Annotated in this window: 16 protein-coding genes, 1 tRNA gene and 1 pseudogene; 6 read left to right on the top strand and 12 right to left on the bottom strand. The window is 28.2% G+C overall.

The window, feature by feature from the left end; translation table 11 throughout:
- Positions 1–1,192, top strand: a 1,192-nt coding sequence (tnpC, locus tag EIC27_RS00155) for an IS66 family transposase (RefSeq protein ID WP_126044145.1), incomplete at its 5' end; no start/stop codon positions are given.
- A 58-nt stretch (positions 1,193–1,250) separates the two neighbouring features.
- On the opposite strand, the gene EIC27_RS00150 is transcribed toward tnpC, so the two are convergent.
- The 3 genes from EIC27_RS00150 to EIC27_RS00140 form a co-directional block, all read right to left on the bottom strand.
- Complete coding sequence (locus tag EIC27_RS00150) at positions 1,251–1,607, bottom strand: hypothetical protein (RefSeq protein ID WP_126044144.1); 357 nt, start codon at positions 1,605–1,607, stop codon at positions 1,251–1,253.
- A gap of 147 nt (positions 1,608–1,754) precedes the next feature.
- Positions 1,755–2,978: a cell division protein FtsA gene (gene ftsA, locus EIC27_RS00145; RefSeq protein WP_126044143.1), complete on the bottom strand. Its 1,224-nt coding sequence runs from the start codon at positions 2,976–2,978 to the stop codon at positions 1,755–1,757.
- Positions 2,975–3,703 (bottom strand): cell division protein FtsQ/DivIB, encoded by a 729-nt coding sequence (locus tag EIC27_RS00140; protein ID WP_126044142.1) that lies wholly within the window; start codon positions 3,701–3,703, stop codon positions 2,975–2,977. The genes ftsA and EIC27_RS00140 overlap by 4 nt, the downstream gene beginning before the upstream one ends.
- A 179-nt stretch (positions 3,704–3,882) precedes the next feature.
- Here EIC27_RS00140 and ispG point away from each other — a divergent pair, with 179 nt between their 5' ends.
- The 3 genes from ispG to EIC27_RS00125 all read left to right on the top strand — a co-directional run bounded on the left by ispG (position 3,883) and on the right by EIC27_RS00125 (position 7,661).
- Entirely contained in the window at positions 3,883–5,112 is a 1,230-nt protein-coding gene (gene ispG, locus EIC27_RS00135; RefSeq protein ID WP_126044141.1) for a flavodoxin-dependent (E)-4-hydroxy-3-methylbut-2-enyl-diphosphate synthase, read from the top strand.
- 296 nt (positions 5,113–5,408) lie between these two features.
- A complete protein-coding gene (locus tag EIC27_RS00130; RefSeq protein WP_126044140.1) occupies positions 5,409–6,404 on the top strand; it encodes a hypothetical protein in 996 nt (331 codons plus the stop codon).
- Positions 6,405–6,659: 255 nt separating this feature from the next.
- Positions 6,660–7,661 (top strand): patatin-like phospholipase family protein, encoded by a 1,002-nt coding sequence (locus EIC27_RS00125; RefSeq protein WP_162298281.1) that lies wholly within the window; start codon positions 6,660–6,662, stop codon positions 7,659–7,661.
- 257 nt (positions 7,662–7,918) lie between these two features.
- On the opposite strand, the pseudogene secA reads toward EIC27_RS00125, so the two are convergent.
- From secA to EIC27_RS00090, 7 genes and pseudogenes are all read right to left on the bottom strand, one after another.
- A pseudogene (gene secA / locus EIC27_RS00120) lies at positions 7,919–10,612 on the bottom strand (preprotein translocase subunit SecA).
- Between the two features lie 189 nt (positions 10,613–10,801).
- On the bottom strand, positions 10,802–12,463 hold the full coding sequence (gene groL, locus EIC27_RS00115; protein WP_126044138.1) for a chaperonin GroEL: 1,662 nt from the start codon (positions 12,461–12,463) through the stop codon (positions 10,802–10,804).
- A gap of 21 nt (positions 12,464–12,484) precedes the next feature.
- Positions 12,485–12,769 (bottom strand): co-chaperone GroES, encoded by a 285-nt coding sequence (gene groES, locus EIC27_RS00110; RefSeq protein WP_126044137.1) that lies wholly within the window; start codon positions 12,767–12,769, stop codon positions 12,485–12,487.
- A gap of 106 nt (positions 12,770–12,875) precedes the next feature.
- On the bottom strand, positions 12,876–13,277 hold the full coding sequence (locus EIC27_RS00105) for a nuclear transport factor 2 family protein (protein ID WP_126044136.1): 402 nt from the start codon (positions 13,275–13,277) through the stop codon (positions 12,876–12,878).
- A gap of 128 nt (positions 13,278–13,405) precedes the next feature.
- A complete protein-coding gene (locus tag EIC27_RS00100) occupies positions 13,406–14,887 on the bottom strand; it encodes a M10 family metallopeptidase C-terminal domain-containing protein (protein WP_126044135.1) in 1,482 nt (493 codons plus the stop codon).
- A gap of 136 nt (positions 14,888–15,023) precedes the next feature.
- A complete protein-coding gene (locus EIC27_RS00095; RefSeq protein WP_162298280.1) occupies positions 15,024–16,280 on the bottom strand; it encodes an AsmA family protein in 1,257 nt (418 codons plus the stop codon).
- A gap of 66 nt (positions 16,281–16,346) precedes the next feature.
- On the bottom strand, positions 16,347–17,759 hold the full coding sequence (locus EIC27_RS00090; protein ID WP_126044133.1) for an AsmA family protein: 1,413 nt from the start codon (positions 17,757–17,759) through the stop codon (positions 16,347–16,349).
- 139 nt (positions 17,760–17,898) lie between these two features.
- Here EIC27_RS00090 and EIC27_RS00085 point away from each other — a divergent pair.
- Positions 17,899–17,974: transfer RNA gene (locus tag EIC27_RS00085), tRNA-Trp, on the top strand.
- 20 nt (positions 17,975–17,994) lie between these two features.
- Complete coding sequence (gene ubiE / locus EIC27_RS00080) at positions 17,995–18,726, top strand: bifunctional demethylmenaquinone methyltransferase/2-methoxy-6-polyprenyl-1,4-benzoquinol methylase UbiE (protein ID WP_126044132.1); 732 nt, start codon at positions 17,995–17,997, stop codon at positions 18,724–18,726.
- 7 nt (positions 18,727–18,733) lie between these two features.
- Here ubiE and EIC27_RS00075 read toward each other — a convergent pair whose 3' ends face one another.
- Complete coding sequence (locus EIC27_RS00075) at positions 18,734–19,627, bottom strand: tol-pal system YbgF family protein (RefSeq protein ID WP_126044131.1); 894 nt, start codon at positions 19,625–19,627, stop codon at positions 18,734–18,736.
- 5 nt (positions 19,628–19,632) lie between these two features.
- Entirely contained in the window at positions 19,633–22,158 is a 2,526-nt protein-coding gene (leuS, locus tag EIC27_RS00070; RefSeq protein ID WP_126044130.1) for a leucine--tRNA ligase, read from the bottom strand.
- Positions 22,159–22,163: the final 5 nt, after the last annotated feature.

The raw sequence follows: 22,163 nt of genomic DNA, 5'->3' as shown, positions 1-22,163 counted from the left end.
AGAAGAAGAAAAAAGATGTGGTTGTGGATGTCAGCTAAGTAAGATAGGAGAAGAGAAAAGTGAGCAGTTAGATTATATACCAGCAAAATTACAGGTAATAGAACATGTAAGATATAAATATGCGTGCAAGGGATGTGAAGAAACAGTAAGATGTGCAAAGTTGCCAAATAAGCCAATACCAAAAGCAAATGCAACAGCAGGATTATTAGCACAAATAATGGTGAGTAAATATGTAGATCATTTGCCATTATATAGGCAAGAACAGATTTTGAAAAGGAATGGAATAGATTTACCAAGAAGCACATTATGTAATTGGGTTAATTCATGTGGGAAGTTGATAAGCCCGATAATAGAATTCTTAAAAAAAGATATATTAACAAATGATTATATAGCAAGTGATGAAACAAAGGTAAATGTGCTGGATAATAATGGAAGTAGCTCATATATGTGGGTGCATCTAAGTGGTGAGAGGGAAAAAAGAGGGATAGTATATGATTATCAGGAAAATAGGAAAGGAGAAAACGCAGAAATATTTTTAAAAGAATTTAAAGGATATCATCAAACAGATGCATATAGTGGATATGCTGGCTTGCATGATAAGAAGGAAATAACATGGGTAGCGTGCTGGGCACATGCAAGAAGAAAATACATAGAAATAACAAAGACAATAAAAACACCAGGAATAGCGCATAAGATGGTAAAATATATAGGTCAATTATATAAAATAGAAAGAGAAGCGTTGGATAAAAAATTAGATCCTGGAGAAACAAAGAAATTAAGAGAAAAAAATGCAGTACCAATATTAGAGGTAATTAAAAAATTGTTAGATGAAGTGAAGGATGCAATACCACCGCAAAGTATACTTGGTAAGGCAGTTGGATATACATTAAATAATTGGCAAGGATTAAATAATTATCTTTTAGATGGAAGACTGCGTATTGATAATAATGATTCGGAGCGTAGTATAAAACCATTTGCAGTTGGCAGAAAAAATTGGATGTTCTGTGCAACAACTAAGGGTGCTAAAGCTAGTGCAAATATTTATAGTATTATTGAAACTTGCAAAGTAAATAAGATTAATCCTTATGATTATTTAAAATATTTGCTGAATCATATTCATGATTATTCTGATCCAAAAGAGTTAGTAAATTTACTTCCATATAATATTGATAAAAAAATATCATCAAATTAAATTTTTTTTAGAATTATCAAAAAACTTAAGAAACCCAAAGAAAGGCGGATAATACTTGTCAAGATGGGGATATTTTAGCGTTTACTGAAATAAAGACTCCTTCTGATTTATTAATGCTTTTTAGACCTTGGTTATCTTTAATATTATTTTCTATAATATTATATTGATTTAGAATTTGATGGTATCTACTACTTGAGAAATCTCTGAACTCAAAATATCTTCCTTCTTTATCATTCTTCCTCGGGTAACAATTTTTAGCTTTTGCTAATTTTGTATTTAAATTTTCTATATCAACTAATAACAAATAATCTATTCCTTCGTAATCAAAAGACCTTATAGCAACATGTATACTTCCATCATATAAACATAACAAAGGAGATATTATTCTATAATTATGTATTATTTTTTTTATCACCCTTTTTTATCCAAATATAGCTAATTCCTTGTAATTTAATTACAGCTTCGCTCGTCGTTCATGTGGGGTTACCACATTTCGATCCTCTCTCAACGTACTTCAATTAAAGTTATTTAGCTATAGTTATTTTAGATATATAAACTATCTCTAAAAATTTTCTTTAAGCCATGTCCAAGTTGATTTGAACATGCTTTGCTTGTCCTCTAATAAATTTTTTTTATGATGGTTCATATCACTAATACATTTTATCATACCTATAGGTACAGCAAAACCAGTTTTTAAGAATTCATCAGGTATACCTTGTTGATTGTTTGGAATCCCAATTCTTGTTTTTACATTAAAGACCTCTTCAATTAACTCTTTCATACCTAAAGATTGAGCACATCCACCAGTAAATACTATCTTATTAACCAATTCCATCATATCATTATCTTCTAATTTAACTTTTAATAATGTTAAAATCTCCCTCATTCTAGCAATAATCACATCATTTAATTCATTTTGATCAATAAAATAATCTTGATCATTTAGCGTATCGGCATCAATTTTAATATTATTGCTTAATGAACTACTTCCTAATTGAATCATTGAACCATTAGTACTTTTTATTTTTTCAGCTATACTCATTTCTAAGTTAAATACTTTTGCTAAATCTTTTGTGATATTAATACCACCAAATGGCACACCATCAGTAAAGATAATTTTATCATTAAAAAATAATGATATAGTTGAAGACCCACCATTAATTTCAATTAGCGCACAACCAAATTCCATTTCTTCACTTTTTAAACATGCAATTCCTGAAGCATACCCACTAGATATATATCCTTCAATCTTTAACTGACATAACTCAAGGCATTTAGCGATGTTCACAATATAATTTATTGGAACACTTATAATATGAAAAAACCCTGTAAGTTTATTACCATATAAACCTAGAGGGTGAAAAATTCCTCTATTACCATCTAATATATATTCATATGGAAAAGTATGAACTATTTCAACTTCTTGTTTATTAAATCTCCCAAGAACTTTAAATAATATTTTATTTAAATCTTTAACAGTAACTTCTTGATTAGATAGCAAAACATCCGCTGAACTTCTTTCAGAAATAAGATATGAAGAGTTTAAACTAACATATACACTTCTTACTGTTATAGAAGCCATTTTTTCTGCAATCTCAACAGCTTTAACTATAGAATTTCTTGCTGACTCTAAATCAACTACCATACCTGATTTTACACCAAATGAAGCAGTTTGAGATACTCCTAACACTTCATAATTATCTGCATAAATCTTCTTAATAATAAAGCAACTTATTTTAGCACTCCCTATATCTAAAATAGTAATTATATTTTTGCCTTTAATCATATATTATTTTTTAATTTTAAAAAAATTTTTTTAGGATATAGCCTTAAGTCTATTATAGCAATTCTGTCTTTATATTTAAATCTCTTTAAGACTTCTTCTGACTTTTTAAGAGCAATATCAATATTCTTTTCAGGCAATTTTATCACAACATCATTTTCAATATATACATCCCATCTCCTATTACCAATGTAATGTAAACTTTTAGTTTCATTATATAATGAAAATTGTTTAAATAAATCAAGAAATATTTTTAATTTATTGTGAAAATTTTGTCCAAAAATTATGACATGATTTTTATACTTTTTTAAATCTGAAATCTTCAATATTTCATTACCTTCATCATCAACTAATATAGGTAAATTTTGATTCCACCATATAGCAAAAGGTTTTCTTTCTATAATATTAATTTTTATTATTCCAGAATAGTTAATACTTACATTAGCTTCTTTTATTTCATTTAATTCAAGTAACCTATACCTAATATTATCAGGTGATATATCATATAATTTTTGACCTATTTTTATATTGATATAACCTATTAAAAATTGTTCAGATAGCAAATAATTACCAAAAATATCTATCTTCTTTAACTCACCAAATTTACTAAAATTATTGTATGCAAAATCTTTTATTAATACTAAATAACCCTTATTTTTTAGGTAATAATATGGTAACAATATTATTACTAGTAAAATAAAAAGTTTTAGAATAAATCTTCTTATCATTATGTTTTAAAAATAATACAGACGCTAATATAACAATATTATAGCTTTATTACTATATGTTTTAAATTTTTTAAAAAAACATAAATTTGCACTTTTATTAAAAAGCTAAGTGTTATACTATACCAACACACAAGGCTTCAATAAATGGTTAATTATAAACAATAATATAAAAATTTTTAATGGTAGGACTTCAAAAAATAATAAGAAAATCAACACTTGAGGTAAAGGTAGGAAATATATTAGTAGGAGGTAAAAACCCTATTGTAGTACAATCAATGACTAATACACCAACACAAAACATTAAAGCTACCATTACTCAAATTATCGAGTTATATAATGCTGGTTCAGAAATTGTTAGAGTCACAGTAAATGATATTGAGGCTGCAAGAGCGATACCAAAAATAATAAACGAATTAGATAGGAAAAATCTAAATATACCAGTAGTTGGATGCTTTCATTATAATGGGCATACTTTATTGTCAGAAATTCCTGATTGCGCTAAATTACTTGCAAAATATAGAATTAACCCAGGCAATGTGGGTTTTAAAAATAAGCGTGATAAAAATTTTGAAAAAATTATTGAGCTTGCAATAAAAAATAAAAAGCCAATCAGAATTGGGGTTAATTGGGGTAGTTTAGACCAGTATTTGTTGGCAGATTTAATGGATAAAAATGCTAAATTAAACTTGCCAAAATCTGCCGATTACATCATGAGAAAAGCAATTATAGAGTCAGCACTGCAAAGTGCAAAGAAAGCCGAAGAAATTGGTTTAGATAGCAATAAAATTATATTATCTGCAAAACTTTCAAAAGTGCAAGACCTTATATCTGTATATAGAGAATTATCAAAGAAATGTAACTACCCTTTGCACCTAGGATTAACCGAAGCTGGAATTGGAATTAAAGGAGTCATAGCCACCACAGCTGCTTTATCTACATTGTTACAAGAGGGGATTGGAGATACAATTAGAGCATCGCTCACACCTAAAGTAGGCGAGTCTAGAACTACAGAAGTAAAATTATGTCAAGAAATCTTACAATCCTTAGAAATCAGAGATTTTGCTCCACAAATTTCAGCATGCCCAGGATGTGGAAGAACTTCAAGCACATATTTTCAACAACTCGCTCAAGATATTCAAAAACATATAGATGAAAATATGATCTATTGGAAAAATAAATATAAAAACGTAGAATCACTTAAAATTGCCGTTATGGGTTGTATAGTTAACGGCCCAGGGGAAAGTAAACACGCAGATATAGGGATAAGCTTACCAGGTGATGGAGAAAATCCTGTAGCAGTAGTTTATACAGATAGTAAAAAAACTAACACTCTAAGAGGCAATAATATCACACAAGAATTCATCAAATTAGTCGATAATTATATTACTCAAAAATTTACTAATAAATAATAATTAAACTACTATTGATCACCAAATATATTGACTTCTAGGTATAAAAATTTATAGCATAGTGGCATAAAGTTATATACAAAACTTAAACCAAGTGAGGAGGGTGAGATGATAATGGATAATTCATAACACATCTATCTTAATAACCTGTAGATTATGCAGGATTAGCTTCTAGAAGCTAATAAGATAGAATACAAAATCAAAATATATCAAAGAATTCATACTACTTATTAAACATTAATACTAAAAGTAAGTGGTGTTACGAATATCAATTATAACTTATTAAGAGTTACAAAATGTCAGATTTTAATAATGAAAACAATAATGATCCTATTTTATTCCATGCTATAAAAGCACTTAGAGGTGATATAATATATGATGCTAATGGAGTTCCGCTTTTCCAAATTGATGATGTTCAAGGAAGCAAAGTATTTGATGCTTCCAATGATGGAGATAAAAAACCTATGGTGTTTCAGGTTGGTGCAGACCCTGATCAAAAAATATCTATTGGCTTTGATACTGTTTCTCCAAAAGCTCTTGGAATTGATAAATTAAAACTTGAAACTGTTGCCAAACCAGATTTCAATCAGGTAATATCAGAAATTGAGAAGTTTGTCCAAAATCGTTATGGTTATGATAAATTATCAAACAAACACCCTGCATGTCTTCTTGAAGGTTGGATAAGTGATATTTGTACTAATCTTAAAAAGATGGATTATATCAGCGTGCTTTCTTTAACTGGCTCAGCATCTGATAACAACAGAAATGATTATAACGATTTTTACCAGGAAACATTACGTAAAATTGTTGCAATATCCAAAAATTTCTTACAGGAACAAGAGGAGTCTCAAGGAAGAAAATTAGGTGATACTTATAATGATGGAGATAAAAAACCTATGGAATTTGAAGTTGGTGCTGAAGCTGATCAAGAAATATCTATTGGTTTTGATAGTGTGGAAAACTCTGGATGTAAGGAATATACTAAAAAAGTTCAGGATGTTTTTGGAAAAAATCTTAGTAAAGATGATGAAAAAGCTGCTGTTGAAGAAGTAATCGCTGCTAATAAAAACAACTTACATATCTGTCCTCCTGATTTTGAAGAAATTATAGACTCTCTTGAGAACACCGATATTTCAACAATTGGAAATGTAGAGAATGCATATGAATTACTAATGAATGCAATGCATTATACATTTTCCTCACGTCTAATCAACATTCAGTATCTTCAGGATGCAGAAATTTATTGCTATCCTATACCAACGGATACAACAACGCCAAACCCGGAACTTTAATATCTAAGGAAATTACCGAACTGCAGATAAGAATTGTTTTATAAAAAGCAAAAAACTATTATACAGGAACACTTAAATGCAGTTTTATTAGCGATATAGTCATTGCGAGTGGAGGTGATAGTGGTAATGCTATAACTCAGAGAAATGGTTAAAAGCTCCAGTACAGGCAATGCTTATTTTCAACTAATAAATTATTTGCAACAAATAAATATATGTATACCATCAATATATTATAACAATTGTTCGAGGTGTTTAATGGCTAAAAAATATTATAAGATATTATCAATAGATGGTAGTGGTATGAAGGGTATAATTCCTGCGTGCTTTCTAAAACAATTTGTCAAAGCAACAGGAAAGGAAGTTCACGAATATTTTGACCATGTCGTGGGAACCTCTGCAGGAAGTATCATTGCATCTGCACTTTTGGTCCCAAATGCAGAGGGAGGAGCTAAATATTCTGCATCGGAAGTTTGCTCTATCTTTTTAGATGCAAAAAATTGGTGCCAAACCAGCGAGGAGTACAAACTAGAATCACACGACGGGCTAGTTGCTCCAAAATACGAAACTACTAACATACATAATACGGTAAAAAAAATCGCTACAGACTTAAAATTGAGCGAAACATTAAAACCCCTGAGCGTTCTTTCATATTCTCTAAATAATTCAGCACCGCATATATGGTCTACATATTCAGCAAAAGATAACCCTGATAAAGATTTTTATGTTAGAGATGCAGTAGAAGCGTCCATTGCATATCCTACGGCTTTTGCACCTAAAAAAACCGTTGGACCTGATGATAAGATTTATTATGATGTAGATGGTGGAGTATATGCTAAAAACCCTGCCTTGTTTACAGCTGCAGATTTTCTAAAACATAACAGTAACTTCAATGCATCAGATTTGCAAATTTTCTCTTTAGGCACAGGAAAAGAAAAATCGTCTAATATTATGGATAAAATGAGTGGTTACGGAGAAAATGACTGGAAAATAAAACAACACTTATTCCTCTCTCTTGTGCAGGAAGCTATATCTTCTGCAAGTGAAATGGAAGCTTCGGAGATTTTCCCACATTATCATAGATTAAACCCAAATCTCCCTGAATCATTATCAAATATGTGCAATGATTCTATTGATAATAAAGAATCACTATTAAAACTTTCTGAAGATTATTTCACACAAATCAAAGATCAAGTGATGAGTATTGTGAAAGAAATGGATGGTCATGAAACACATAATAACTTCAACACCGAACTATAAGATTTTATTATAATGAACTTTATTTGCTATAAATCCAAAAAGATTGATTTATAGCAAATATTATCATAGTTTCAAGACCTAAAACACCTATAAGTAAATGTGAAGCATTTAAAATCAAGCATGGATCACAGCCGCCTTTTGACTCTAATATTGTTGAGTAATTTTATTGTTGAATATTCGGTTCTGTTATTGACTATTTCCTATTACTTAATATCATCAATAGCTTTTCTTATAAACCTGCTTATTAGTGATTAAATTCATATTATGCTACCATGACAGTATTTATATTTTTTACTTGAGCCACATGGACATAATGCATTTCTAGAAATTTTACCCCAAGTAGCTGGATTTTTAGGATCCATTTCAAATTTATTATTGACTACATTAGGCGTTTTTACATTACCTCCTGACTTTTTTTAACCAGATAATAAGTTATAATCTTTTTTCGTTTCAAATACATTATCACTTGAGTCTAAATTATCCATATCACCAAGTTCATGTGATATCTGAATTTTAGCACATGTAATTATAATATTTTCATCTAACTCTAAAAACATATCTTCAAATAATTTAAATGCCTCAAATTTATATTCATTTAAAGGATCTTTTTGTCCATATGCTCTTAAATTTATGCCTGCTTTCAACCTATCTAAAGCATTTAGGTGTTCTTTCCATAGCTGATCTAAAGTCAACAAAAATATTCTTTTTAAAGCCTCATTAAAAATATCTTCACCGAATTCATCTTTCTTGACTTTGAAGATTTTTGACGTCTCATCATTTAAATTTTTTAATATATCTTTTTTACTTAAATCATCATTAATAACTAAATTTATGTTATAAATTCTATGAATTTCATGGATTAACTCTTTTATTTGCCATTCTTCTTTATATGATTTATCAGGTACAAATTTATCGATTAAGTATTTATTATGTATATGAACTTTATCAATTAAAATATCGTCAAATTTTTGCTCTTTCATTATTTGAATTCTTTGCTCATAAATAACCTTTCTTTGTTCATTCATGACATCATCAAATTTTAACAAATTTTTTCTAATCTCATAGTTCCTAGATTCAACTTTTTGTTGAGCTTTTGCTAAAGATTTATTAATCCATGGATGCTCAATAGCCTCATCATCTTTAAGACCTAACTTACCTAAAAAATTACCTATTTTAACTGAACCAAAAATTCTCATTAAATCATCTTCTAAGGATAAAAAGAATTTTGTTCTACCAGCATCTCCTTGTCTTCCAGATCTTCCGCGCAATTGATTGTCAATTCTTCTAGATTCATGCCTTTCAGTTCCAATAACAAATAAGCCTCCTATGTCTAACACTTTTTTTCTATCAGATTCAACTTGTTGCTTAATTTTATCAATTTCCCTCTCATTTAAATTTTTTTCTCCTAATTTTTCTTTAATTACTACTTCTTCATTACCTCCTAATTTTATATCAGTGCCTCTTCCTGCCATATTAGTAGCTATTGTCACTGCTCCAAGCTGACCTGCAAGTGCAATTATTTCAGCCTCTTGTTCATGAAATTTTGCATTTAAAACTTTATGCTTAATCCCTTTTTTCTTTAAAAGCTTTGAAATTAATTCTGATTTCTCAATGCTTACAGTTCCTATTAAAATAGGTTGTTTTTTACTATGTACTTTTTCAACTTCAGAAATTATTGCATTATTCTTAGCATCCTCTATCTTATATATCACATCATGCTCATCAACTCTTGTAACAGGAATATTCGTAGGAATTTGAACTACTTCAAGATTATAAATACTTAAAAATTCTTGAGCCTCAGTTATAGCCGTACCAGTCATACCAGATAACTTTGGATACATTCTAAAATAATTTTGAAAAGTTATAGAAGCTAGTGTTTGATTTTCTTGTTGAATTGAAACATTTTCTTTTGCCTCAATGGCTTGATGAAGGCCTTCAGAATACCTTCTTCCATCCATAATTCTACCAGTAAATTCATCAATAATTAAAACCTTACCTTCTTTAACGATGTAATCAGTGTCTAATTTAAAAATTTTATGAGCTTTTATTGCTTGGTTTAAATGGTGTACAACATCCATATTCTCAATATCATATAAACTGCTATCCTTTTTGATTAACCCCATGTCCTTTATTAACTTTTCACATCGCTCATTACCTTTATCAGTAAGCAAAACTGTCTTGTTCTTCTCATCTAATTCATATTCATCATCGTGTAAAATTGATGCTATATTATTTATTTTCACATATAATTCGGTGCTACTAAATGATGGTCCAGATATAATTAATGGTGTTCTTGCTTCATCAATTAGAATACTATCTACTTCATCTATAATTGCAAAATTAAACTCTCTTTGAACGAGTGATTTAATATTATGCTTTAAATTATCTCTTAAATAATCAAAGCCAAATTCATTATTAGTCCCATAAACAATATCACATTGATATACTTTTTTTCTTTCTTCCTCAGGTGTATCATTAACTAAGCATCCAACACTTAAATCATGAAATTTATATATTTTACCCATCCATTCAGAGTCTCTTTTAGCTAAATAATCATTTACCGTTACAATATGAACTCCTTTTCCTGTTAAAGAATTTAAGTAAGCTGGCAATGAAGAAACTAAAGTTTTTCCTTCACCAGTTTTCATTTCAGAGATCATTCCTTTATGTAATACTAACCCCCCTAAAATCTGAACATCATAATGTCTTTCCCCCAAAACTCTTTTTGCTGTTTCTCTTACAACAGCAAATGCCTCTGAAGTTATGCTATCTATAGATGCACCTTTTTTTAACTTTTCTTTGAATTCCAGGGTTTTTGCCTTAAGTTCATTATCTGAAAGAATACTTATTTTTTCTTCTAATTTATTTACTTCATTTAAAATTGGTTTTAGAGACTTCACTATCTTGTCAGTTCTATTACCAAAAATTTTCCTAGCTATATATTTTAACATTATTTTATTTTAAAGTTTTTAAAATTTATTACAACAATAGTAATGATTTATGTGCTGATATTAAAATATCTTGAGATATTATGCAATCTAGATTTTTCTATAAATTATAAAATAAAAAAGCTCCAAGAAACAGTCCTGAAGCTTTCTAGTATTAGAATAAAATTTTGATATAATGAGAGATTATGGAAATTACATTCCCATACCACCCATTCCTCCCATACCACCCATCGGCATACCACCACCTGCTGGCATGGAATCATCTTTTTTGTTTGGTGTATCACAAACTGTAGTTTCAGTAGTAACCAATAATGATGCAACAGATGCGGCACTTTGAAGAGCATTTCTCACGACTTTTGTAGGATCTACAATACCTTTTTTGAAAGCATCAACAACCTCGTGATTTTGAGCATCATAAGTCATTGTAGAATTATTCTTTTCTAAAAGTTTCTCAACTATCAATGCACTTTCTAATCCAGCATTTTCAAGAATTTTACGAATTGGAGCTGATAAAGTTTTTTTGACAATTTCAATCCCCACTGTTTCATCTGGATTTTTACCTTTCATACCTTCAAGAATTTTAGAAGCATATAATAATGTACTACCTCCACCTGGTACTATTCCTTCAGCTATTGCTGCTTTAGTCGCATGGTAAGCATCTTCCACTCTATCTTTCTTTTCTTTAACTTCAACTTCCGTAATACCACCAACCTTTAACACTGCAACACCACCAGCTAATTTAGCAAGCCTTTCTTCAAGCTTTTCCTTATCATAATCAGATGTTGTTTCAGCAATTTGAGATTTAATTTGATCACAACGAGCTTTAATATTAGATTTTTCACCTGCTCCATTTACTATAGTAGTATCATCCTTTGAAATCAGAACTTTCTTTGCAGTTCCAAGATCACTTAAAGTAACATTCTCTAATTTATGACCTAAATCCTCACTAATTAATTGAGCACCAGTTAATATTGATATGTCTTCAAGCATTGATTTGCGTCTATCTCCGAAACCTGGAGCTTTGACAGCTGCAATTTTTAAGCCACCCCTTAATTTGTTGACAATTAAAGTTGCTAATGCTTCACCTTCAATATCTTCTGCTATAATTAAAAGTGGCTTTGAAGATTGAACTACTTCTTCAAGAAGTTTTAACATTTGCTGTAAATTGCTGATTTTCTTTTCAAATACTAATATATAAGCATCTTCCAACTCACATGTCATTTTTTCTGAATTTGTAACAAAATATGGTGAAATATATCCTCTATCGAAATTCATACCTTCAACAACATCCACTTCAAATGCATCGCTTTTATTTGCTTCTTCAACAGTAATAACTCCGTCTTTTCCAACTTTTTCAAATGCTTTCGCTATTTTTGTACCAATATCTGAATCACCATTTGCAGAGATAGTAGCAACCTGAGCAATTTCAGCAGATGAAGATATATTACGAGACCTTTTTTTAATTTCTGCTAGAACTTTTTCACTTGCAGCTTCAATTCCTCTTTTTAAATCCATTGGATTCATACCAGCTGTAACTGCTTTTACACCTTCTCTGGCAATTGATTCGCCAAGTACAATTGTTGTTGTGGTGCCATCACCCGCTCTATCATTTGTTTTATTAGCTGCTTCCTTTAACACTTGTACACCTAAATTTTCTACTTTATCCTCTAATTCAATTTCTTTTGCAACAGATACACCATCCTTAGTAATTTTAGGTGCCCCAAATGATTTTTCAATTATTACATTCCTTCCTCTTGGACCAAGTGTAACACTAACTGTATCAGCAGCAACTCTAATACCTCTTAATAACTTATCTCTAGCTTTTGTTCCTTTATCAATTGTTTTAGCTGTCATTTTAAACTCCTATTTTAATTATTAAACTATTCCTAAGATATCCGATTCTTTCATAATAAGATATTCTTTACCTTCAAGTTTGACTTCTGTACCACCCCATTTAGCAAATAAAATCTTATCACCTACTTTTACATCTAAAGGAGAAACATTGCCCTTTTCATCTTTAATACCTTTGCCAGCAGCTATTACTTTTCCCTGCATTGGCTTTTCTTTAGCTGTATCAGGAATAATAATTCCACTCTCAGTTTTATTTTCTTGTTCTAGTCTCTCAACTAGTACTCTGTCATGTAATGGTTGAAAATTCATTTTTACCTCGAAAAATAATTAACTTATAAATATGAAATTGATATATATGCTATTTATTATATTTCAAGGGGTTGAAAGTAAAATTTTAATATAATAATAAATTTATCTACTCATTTTCTTCAATTAGTTGCTTAACAAGCGCGGAATCTACATATGCATGAACTTTTGTAATTACTTGATCATTAAAATGTACTATCCAACAATAAATATTATCAAACGGCTTACCATCCTTAGCAATGGAAATAGAATCCATCTCGACAATTGCAACATTTTTTCTTTCATCAATAAAAATATCATTAACTTTTAATATAACTCCATCTTTTAAAATCTTATTTAATCTATGAAATGTACTTTCTAAAAAAGATTCTTTACTGTTATAAAGTCCTCCAAGAGGGTGTTGCCCCATAACTTTCCATTCAACATTATCTGCAACATTTTTAAAAAATTCAGCTGAATTATTATTTTCTAAATTAGAAAATAGATCTTTTATATTTTGATAATTTATCATACCCACTAGCTTAATAAATCTTATTTATTAAATTATTGAAACATCATAAACAATAACAATCAATATAAATCTTTGAATTATTGCGAGAGCAGATATTTAGCTCCCGCAACACATAATTGATTAACTAATTAAATAACTGCTTCTTCAACCTGAAATACTAAATCATAAGCTTTAGTTACTTTGCCATCTTCCCATTCAACAGTAGCAACATTTAATATTCCTTGCTCTGATTGCTCATCATTCGCTGATACAGCAGTGTTAAAATTAATAGATTTAATACCAAGTTCATCTAAAGCTTTTAATTCTTCCTTATCAACTACACCATTACTGTTTTTATCTTGCCATACATAAAATTCATTAAATTTTTCATCATCTTTATCAAAAATTTTATCATTATTATTATCAAAACTCTCAAGTAACGCCTCAAAATCTGTTTTTGCATTTTTGCTCCAACTTGTCATAACTATTTTATTGTCGTTAGCAACTTTAGAGCCGTCATAATCATAAAATAATATTCCATCACTTTTACCAACCCATGATGTTTTTGATAAAACTCCATCATAGGCAAAATTTGTATTTGAATCTTTTAAGGTTATTAAATCTATATCCTTATCTTCTTCAAAAGTAATACCAATAGGCACTTTATGTTCAAACGCAGAATTATTACTGCGAACTGAAAAATGACCAGAAGTATCAAGTACATTATTTACTTCATCATTTCTTGCATACTTACCAACTATACAATTATAAATATGCATTCCTGTTGATATAATTGATACCACCGTAGATATACTAGCTCCCTTAACAAATGATGGCCACTCAATATCCCAAAAACCCCTCTCTACTTCTTTCTCTACGGCACATATATATGCTACTTCATTATTATTTGCATTGAAAATAAATATCTCATCTGACTTCTCTTTAATACTATTTGGAATAATTTTTGAAAGAATTATTGTTTGAGGATACATTAGACTCTCTTTAATTGTAATTTCTGTACTTGCGCCCTTAGAATCAATTTTTAAATCTCCAATACTCTGAACACAAGTTAATTGTGATAAATCAATTTTATCTTCATTTAATTCAAAATTACGTATTTCTGTGGTAGTAGTATTAACATGATTACTACTATTGCTAATAACAAAAATATTTTCTCCTAAATTTCCAGCAAGTGTATCATTACCTCCCCATATTTTATATCCTTTATATGCATCAGCAATAATAATATTATCATATTGTGTTCCTATTAAATCAGATTCCTGATCTGTTTTCTTTTGCTCAAATTCATTGATGGTAACGGTTTTTGTTAAACTTTTATCACTTTGGCTATCAACAATATAGTAACTAAAAATTACTTCTTTCTGTTCTTCTCCTGACTTTGCAACATACTTTACTTTCTCTATTGAATACGATTTATTTTTTACAATAGCTTTATTATCTTGGGTGTGTATAAGTGATCCAATTTTTGAATCAGGAAGTTCTGTGATAATAACTTTTAACTCGAAAAATTGATCTTCCATATCCAATACATATGGTTGAAAATCCACCAACCCTTGACCATTTAATTTTTGAATAAAACTTGCTGCTACAGGCTTATTATTTGTACTCATATCTCTCCTCTAAAAATTTTTAAAATAATTTTAGTGTTACAATTTTAAATTCACACACTATCTTAACAGTAATACTCAATTTATAGTTGTGTGAGTTTTTTATTGAATAGCTATGATTAATAATACCTAGACAATTTTAGTCCGAATTTTTTCTGAGATAATTTTCTAGTTCAGATATATTTATGGTTGTTTTAGTCTTTGCTAAAGTTCCTGAATTAGTAATATCTATAACTATAGGACTACTATTCTGAGTTGGAATAAATGAAAATTTTGAATTAGCACTTAATGAATTATCTAAAAATGAATACACTAAACTGCTCAATCCTGTTAGCCTATCATTATCTAATTTAAGATTTGTTATTTGAGCAAGATAGTTTTCTATATTAATTATACCACTCACATCATTAAATTTAGTTTCACCATACCTTGAATAATAATTCAATCTTTTCAATTTATAATCAAGATTTGTTTTTAATTGTGGCAAATCAGCTAATTCATCAAGTCCTAAACCATTATAAACTATATTCTTACCAATAATATTCAATGTACCTCCTAAATTTTGCTTAATCTCTTCATAATTAACACCTTTAGATGAAAAAATACCTTTTGTAGTTACATATCCTGAATAATTTTTATAATTTAATAATTTTTCTAAAATTAAACTTGGATCAACATTACCTAAACCTACTCCAAGTTTCATCATGATAACTGGCCTTATTGTTGAAATATATCCATTAGCTTTAATTTCTCCATTAAACCCACTTACACTAATATTCTTAAAATTAATATCTCTATCCTTCACTTCCCCTTTTAATAAAAATTTATTGAATAATATGTCTTTAAAATATAATTTATCTACTACACAATTAAAATTTCCATTAAAATTTCCAATACTGAAAAAATTAATATCACTTACATTAGTTTTTTCCTTTCCTACACTTGCAAGCTCACTCTTATATCTTTGATAAAACTTTTCTTGTTTAGGTAAAATTAAGTATAAAAATTGATCATGTAATTCAGTAAAATACAAATCCACTTCTATTGATGGCTTAAGACCTGGTAAATTTAGTAAAAATGTGCCTGAATATTTGACAAATTTATGTTTAATATTTACATGATCAATTTTTAACTTATCTTTGCTAAGATCTATATTAACATGTGTATTATGAAACGGTTGTTTTTTAAAAATTAATTTTCCAACTTCTAATGTAATATTTTTAAATCCTTTTTGATTTCTCAAAAAATTTAGATTATTAGTATTCTGATCAAATTTTTCTCCTGAACTATCATAATCACTTGAATAAAGAGTATATATAATGTCATCAAACTTATCATCAACATCAAAATCATCCAAATTAATATTATCAGCTGATATCTTAGCATATAACTGCAATTTGTCTTTTCCAGGGTAATTTAAAGCTAATAAACTAGAAATAAATTGAGTATTTTTTGATGCAAATTATGTATTATATAATTGAAAGACATAGGGCATCAAAACTATATCAGATTTTATTGAAACTGTAGAATTATTAAATTCTTCAGACATCTTTTTATTAAATCTCCAATCCATATACTCCTTTGGATTTTGACTTATAACATTAATCTCACCTCTATAAGTTGGCACCGTTGAATTACTAATGATACCATTAGTAATAATTTCAGTGTTACCAGGTAATAACATACTAAGATTATTAACTAATATTTTGCTATATTTAGTTTGTACAGAAGGCCAAGAACTAAAATCTAATTTTAAATTTTGTATATTATCATTATTTAATGTAATATTTTTTACATTCAGTTTTGTTGATAATGTAATTAATTTGGAAAACTTAAAATCATTCCTCTTCGTTAAAAAATCCAATATATCAATAGTATTAAATTTTATTTTTTCCTCATCATTGTTACCATAATACTTATTAAAAAGCTTATCTATATTTAATTTATCAATTAATAATTTTACATCTAATATATTAGATTCTCTGTAATATTTAGCTTCACCCGATATATTATTGATATCATCGGCATTTGTAGTAAAATTACTAACTCTTAAACTTTGCTCATCAAATTCTATATCTGCACTGACTTTCTTAAAATTTTGTTGACCAATTAACTTTTTAAAATCTGAAGACAAATTATCTTTTTGGTTATGAAAGTGTAAATTAGCTACTCCTCTTAATTTATTAACCTTTGCATCCCTACTAAGTTGAGTAATAAAATGCAGCATATTATGTTGTAAAGAAATTGTTATATCATCTGGATTTAGATCCTTATCTAGATCATCAGATGAAATATATAAAAAGTATTTATCTTGATTTAAATAAAACGTAGAATTTAAATCCAAATGATGATTATATGAGTTACTGAAAGTAAAGCTTAAATTATTTAATTTTCTGACAGAAAGAGCAGTATCCTTATCTATAAATTCTAACTCTGCATCTTTAAAAAAAACTTTTGAAGAATGCTTTCCCGACTTAGATATATATTGCTTTAAAATATTATAATACTCATCATTATCCAGATCAACAATCTTAATTTTTGCGTTGTACAAAGAAATATTATACAAATCCAATAATTCATTTTTATTAAATATTTTAAATAAATTTATTTTAACCTGAGCCTTTGGAATAAAAACGTCATTTATATTTTCATTATCTGTATATCTAATATTTGTTATTGATACTTTTGGATAGGGTAAAATTTTTAATTTTATCTCACCATATAACTTAAATTTTACTGAATAGTTTTGGTCAAAATAATTTTGTATTTGTGGAAATAAGAAATTTAAATTCCACTGTATCACAATAATATGAATACCAAGCAATAACGTTGCAAGTATTGAAATAACCTTTAATAACTTTTTTATTTTTAGCAAAATATAAATTTGTAGATAGTAGGTTTAATCTATATTAAATAGTTAATAGGTTATTTGTCTAGAAAAATGAACTAAATAATTAACACTTTATTGATTTAATATCTTAATATTGATATACACTTAATAATTATATTAAATTAGGAGTGTAGCTCAACTGGTAGAGCACCGGTCTCCAAAACCGGAGGTTGGGGGTTCGAAACCTCTCGCTCCTGCCATTTACAATTTTTAATCACATATGTCTGTCAATTTTGGGTTTAAAAAAGTTAACAAAAACAAAAAAGAACCATTAGTTCAAAATGTTTTCACAAAAGTTGCTAACAATTATGACTTAATGAACGATCTAATGAGCTTTGGATTACATAGAAGTTGGAAAAATAAATTTATTAAAGAAATCGATAGCTTTAGAGAAAAAACATTAATAGATTTAGCAGGTGGAACTGGAGATATTGCTAAAAGATTTATTAATAATAATGGTAACCAAGTTGTTGTTTGTGATTTAAATCAAGAAATGCTCAATAAAGGTAAAAATAAAATTAGCAATACAACACATATAAACAAAATTAAATGGATTAATGCAAGCGCTGAAAAAATTCCTTTTGATGATAATACCTTTGATTATTGCACAATTTCTTTTGGAATAAGAAATGTAACTAATATAAATAATGTATTAAAAGAATCTTTTAGAGTTCTAAAACCGGGAGGAAAATTTTTATGCTTAGAATTTTCAAAAATTGATAACAAATCAATAAACAAAATTTATGATTTATATTCTTTTAAAGTAATACCTAAAATAGGTGCATTAGTTACAAATTCAAAACATTCTTATGAATATTTAGTAGAAAGCATTAATCAATTTTATACACCAGAAGAACTTGGATCTATGATGAAAGATGCTGGTTATTTCTCAGTTAATTTTAAAAAACTTTCCTTTGGAATTGTATCAATACATTCAGGATATAAGGTTTAAAAAATTTTTATCCATACACATATGTTTGCTCACACTTAGAGCTTTGCTTTATATTATTAAGAGTGCGCCTTATTGAAGTAGGTATTTCACTATATTTATACTCGGTATAATTTACAACCTTACAAGATTTATCATAATTTCCAATCCTACTTAAACATTTCGCAAGCATAGTAAGATTACTTAAAGTTCTTGATCCATTTTTGTCAGCTTGAAATCCTTTCAAATAATTAATAGCTGCTACTGTATAATTATTTCTTTCATAATATATCTCACCTAAATAAAAAAATGCATTAGAATTTAATATACTATCAGGATGAGTCTTAATAAAATTCTTCAATTCTAATAAAGCTAAATTATAATCTTTTTTATTTACTAAGCTCAAAACTTTTTTATATTCATCTTGATCCTTTTCAAATTGCTCAGAATCTATATAATCTCTTGCTCTAGAATCATTAGATTCTAAGTTATTAGACACATCCAACTCAGAATCAATTAAATTTAATATTTGTTTATTATTATTTTGCTCATCAATTTGAGATTTTATATTATTAATTTTACTATCAAACCCTCTAGAAGATTTTTCTAACTTATACTTTAAAGATTGTATATCTTTTTTAACTCCTTCCATTTCCTTTCTTAGCATTTTAATCTGCTCAACCAACTCATCAGTCTGAAATGTTGTAACCGCATGAGGTTTATTTTTAACATCCTGTAGGTTAAAAATATATTTTTGCAATTGGTCAATTTGTTGTTGTTGCATTTCATCAATTTGACTTTTTACAAACTCAACGTTTTTTCCATTTTTTTTCGCTTTATACAGCATACCTTGATCTGAAAAACAAATTTCTGTACATAGGCTAAACAAAGTAAATGATAAAAGGCCTGTAATTATTTTATGCATCCCCACTAAACCACAAAATTTATTATTTTATTTTTTATATATATTAATTTTTTAATACTGACATTAAATAAATATTTATCAAGTACTTTAATTGTTTTAATTTGAATTAAAGCATTTTTTTGATCACAATTAATAGGTAATTCAACAATTGCTCTAGTTTTACCATTTACTTGAACTGCAACTTTTACAGATTCATTATTTAGCAAACTTTGATCTATTACAGGCCATTTTGCAAGATATATACTATCTGTATTGCCAAGCATATAGTTGAATTCTTCTGTAATATGAGGCGTAAAAACTGACAATAATTTAATTAATATCACTAAAGATTCTTTTATAAGTTCTTTTGAATAATTATTAACATAAATTTCATTAGTAAATTTTCTTATATCTGCAATTGCCTTATTTAAAGTAAAATTTTCTAAATTAAGCGTTACTGAATGAATTGTTTGATGAATTAACTTCTTAAATTGTTCCTCCTTTTTAGGATCTATATTGAGATTTTCTTCGTTATTGCTTATAAATTTCTCAATAAATCTATATAAAGAATTTAAATATTTATAACTTCCTTCAATTCCTTCATCTGACCATTCTAAATCTCTAGTAGTAGGTGAATCAGAAAGTAAAAATAACCTTATAGAATCAGCCCCATATTTATTGATCATATCAGTTGGATCTATTGTATTTTTCTTTGATTTACTCATCTTTTCAATACGACCATCTTGAGCTATCTCGTTACTATCTTTTATTATCCACTTATCACCCTTCTTATAAACTTGATTTGGGCTCAACCAGTTATTTTGTGAATCCTTAAATGTCTTATGACAAATCATACCTTGCGTCAAAAGACCTTTAAATGGCTCATCTATATTAAAATAACTGCAATCTCTTAATGCCTTAGTAAAAAATCTTGCATATAATAAATGTAATATTGTATGTTCAATACCACCTATATATTGATTAACAGGAAGCCATTTTTCAGCAACATTTTTATCAAACGCGCATTTATCCTCTAAACCACAAAATCTTGCAAAATACCAAGATGATTCAAAAAAAGTATCAAAAGTATCAGTTTCTCTAATAGCATCGCTATTACATTTATGGCATTTTACTTTTTTCCATGTAGGATGATTTTCAAGAGGATTACCTTTATTTTCAAAAGATATATCTTTAGGTAATTTGATAGGTAAATTTTCCTTTAATTCAGTAATAACCCCACAATTATTGCAATATATAATTGGAATTGGACACCCCCAATATCTTTGCCTTGAAACTCCCCAATCTTTTAATCTATAAGTAATTTTTGTATTTCCAATTTTATCTGACTCTAATCTTTTTAATATTTTTACCTTTGCATCTTCTACACTTAAATTATTTAAGAAATCAGAATTTATAACTTTACCTAGAATATCAATATAAGGCAAAGGTGTTTGTGGATTAGATGTGTCTACTAAAACTGGCAAAATTTCTAAGTTATATTTCTGTGCAAATTCAAAGTCTCTTTCATCATGGGCAGGGCAACCAAATACTGCACCAGTTCCATAATTAGATAATACATAATTTGCTATATAAATAGGTAATTTTTTATTTTTTATGTATGGATGTTCAACATAAAAGCCTGTAAAAAACCCTTCTTTTTCAATATTATTATCTATATTTTCTGATTCAGAACTTAACTTACACTTTTTTATAAAGTCGAGCTTTTCTTTTGAATCAGTTATATTTTTAACAAATTCATGATCATAAGATATACAGATAAAGCTAGCACCAAAAATAGTTTCAGGCCTTGTTGAAAAAACTGTTATATATTGATCTGAATTACTTATTTTAAAATTAATTTCTGCTCCACTTGATTTTCCAATCCAATTTTTTTGCATTATCTTAACTTTATCAGGCCAATCTGGAAGATTATCTAATTCTTCTAGTAACTCATCTGAATATTGAGTTATTTTTAAAAACCATTGTTTTAATTGCCTTTTTTCAACCTTAGCACCAGATCTCCATCCTTTTCCATCAACAACTTGCTCATTTGCTAAAACTGTACAATCAACAGGATCCCAATTTACTAATGATTTTTTTTGATATGCCAAGCCTGCATCAAAAAAATCAATAAACATAGCTTGTTCATGTTTATAGTAATTTGGTTGAGATGTATTGACCTCTCTATCCCAATCATATGAAAATCCCAAAGATTGCAACTGAGATTTCATTCCTTTTATATTTTTTATTGTCCAATCATCTGGATGTAGTTTATTTTGAATAGCTGCATTTTCAGCAGGCAAACCAAAAGCATCCCAACCCATTGGATGCAATATATTAAATCCTTTTCCCTTTTTAAACCGAGCAATTGCATCTCCTATTGCATAATTTCTAACATGTCCCATATGAATGTTACCAGATGGATAAAGAAACATTTCTAAGACATAGTATTTTTCTTTGTTATTATTTTCATCTGTTTTATACAATTGAGAATTATCCCAAATTCTCTGCCATTTCTTTTCTAGTTCAATATGATTATAATTTTCTGACATCAGCA

Source organism: Candidatus Aquarickettsia rohweri (genome assembly GCF_003953955.1).
In the GTDB taxonomy this organism is placed as follows: Bacteria; Pseudomonadota; Alphaproteobacteria; order Rickettsiales; family Midichloriaceae; genus Aquirickettsia; species Aquirickettsia rohweri.
The sequence above is the reverse complement of the archived record's forward strand: the minus strand, read 5'-3'. Positions and strand labels throughout refer to the sequence as shown.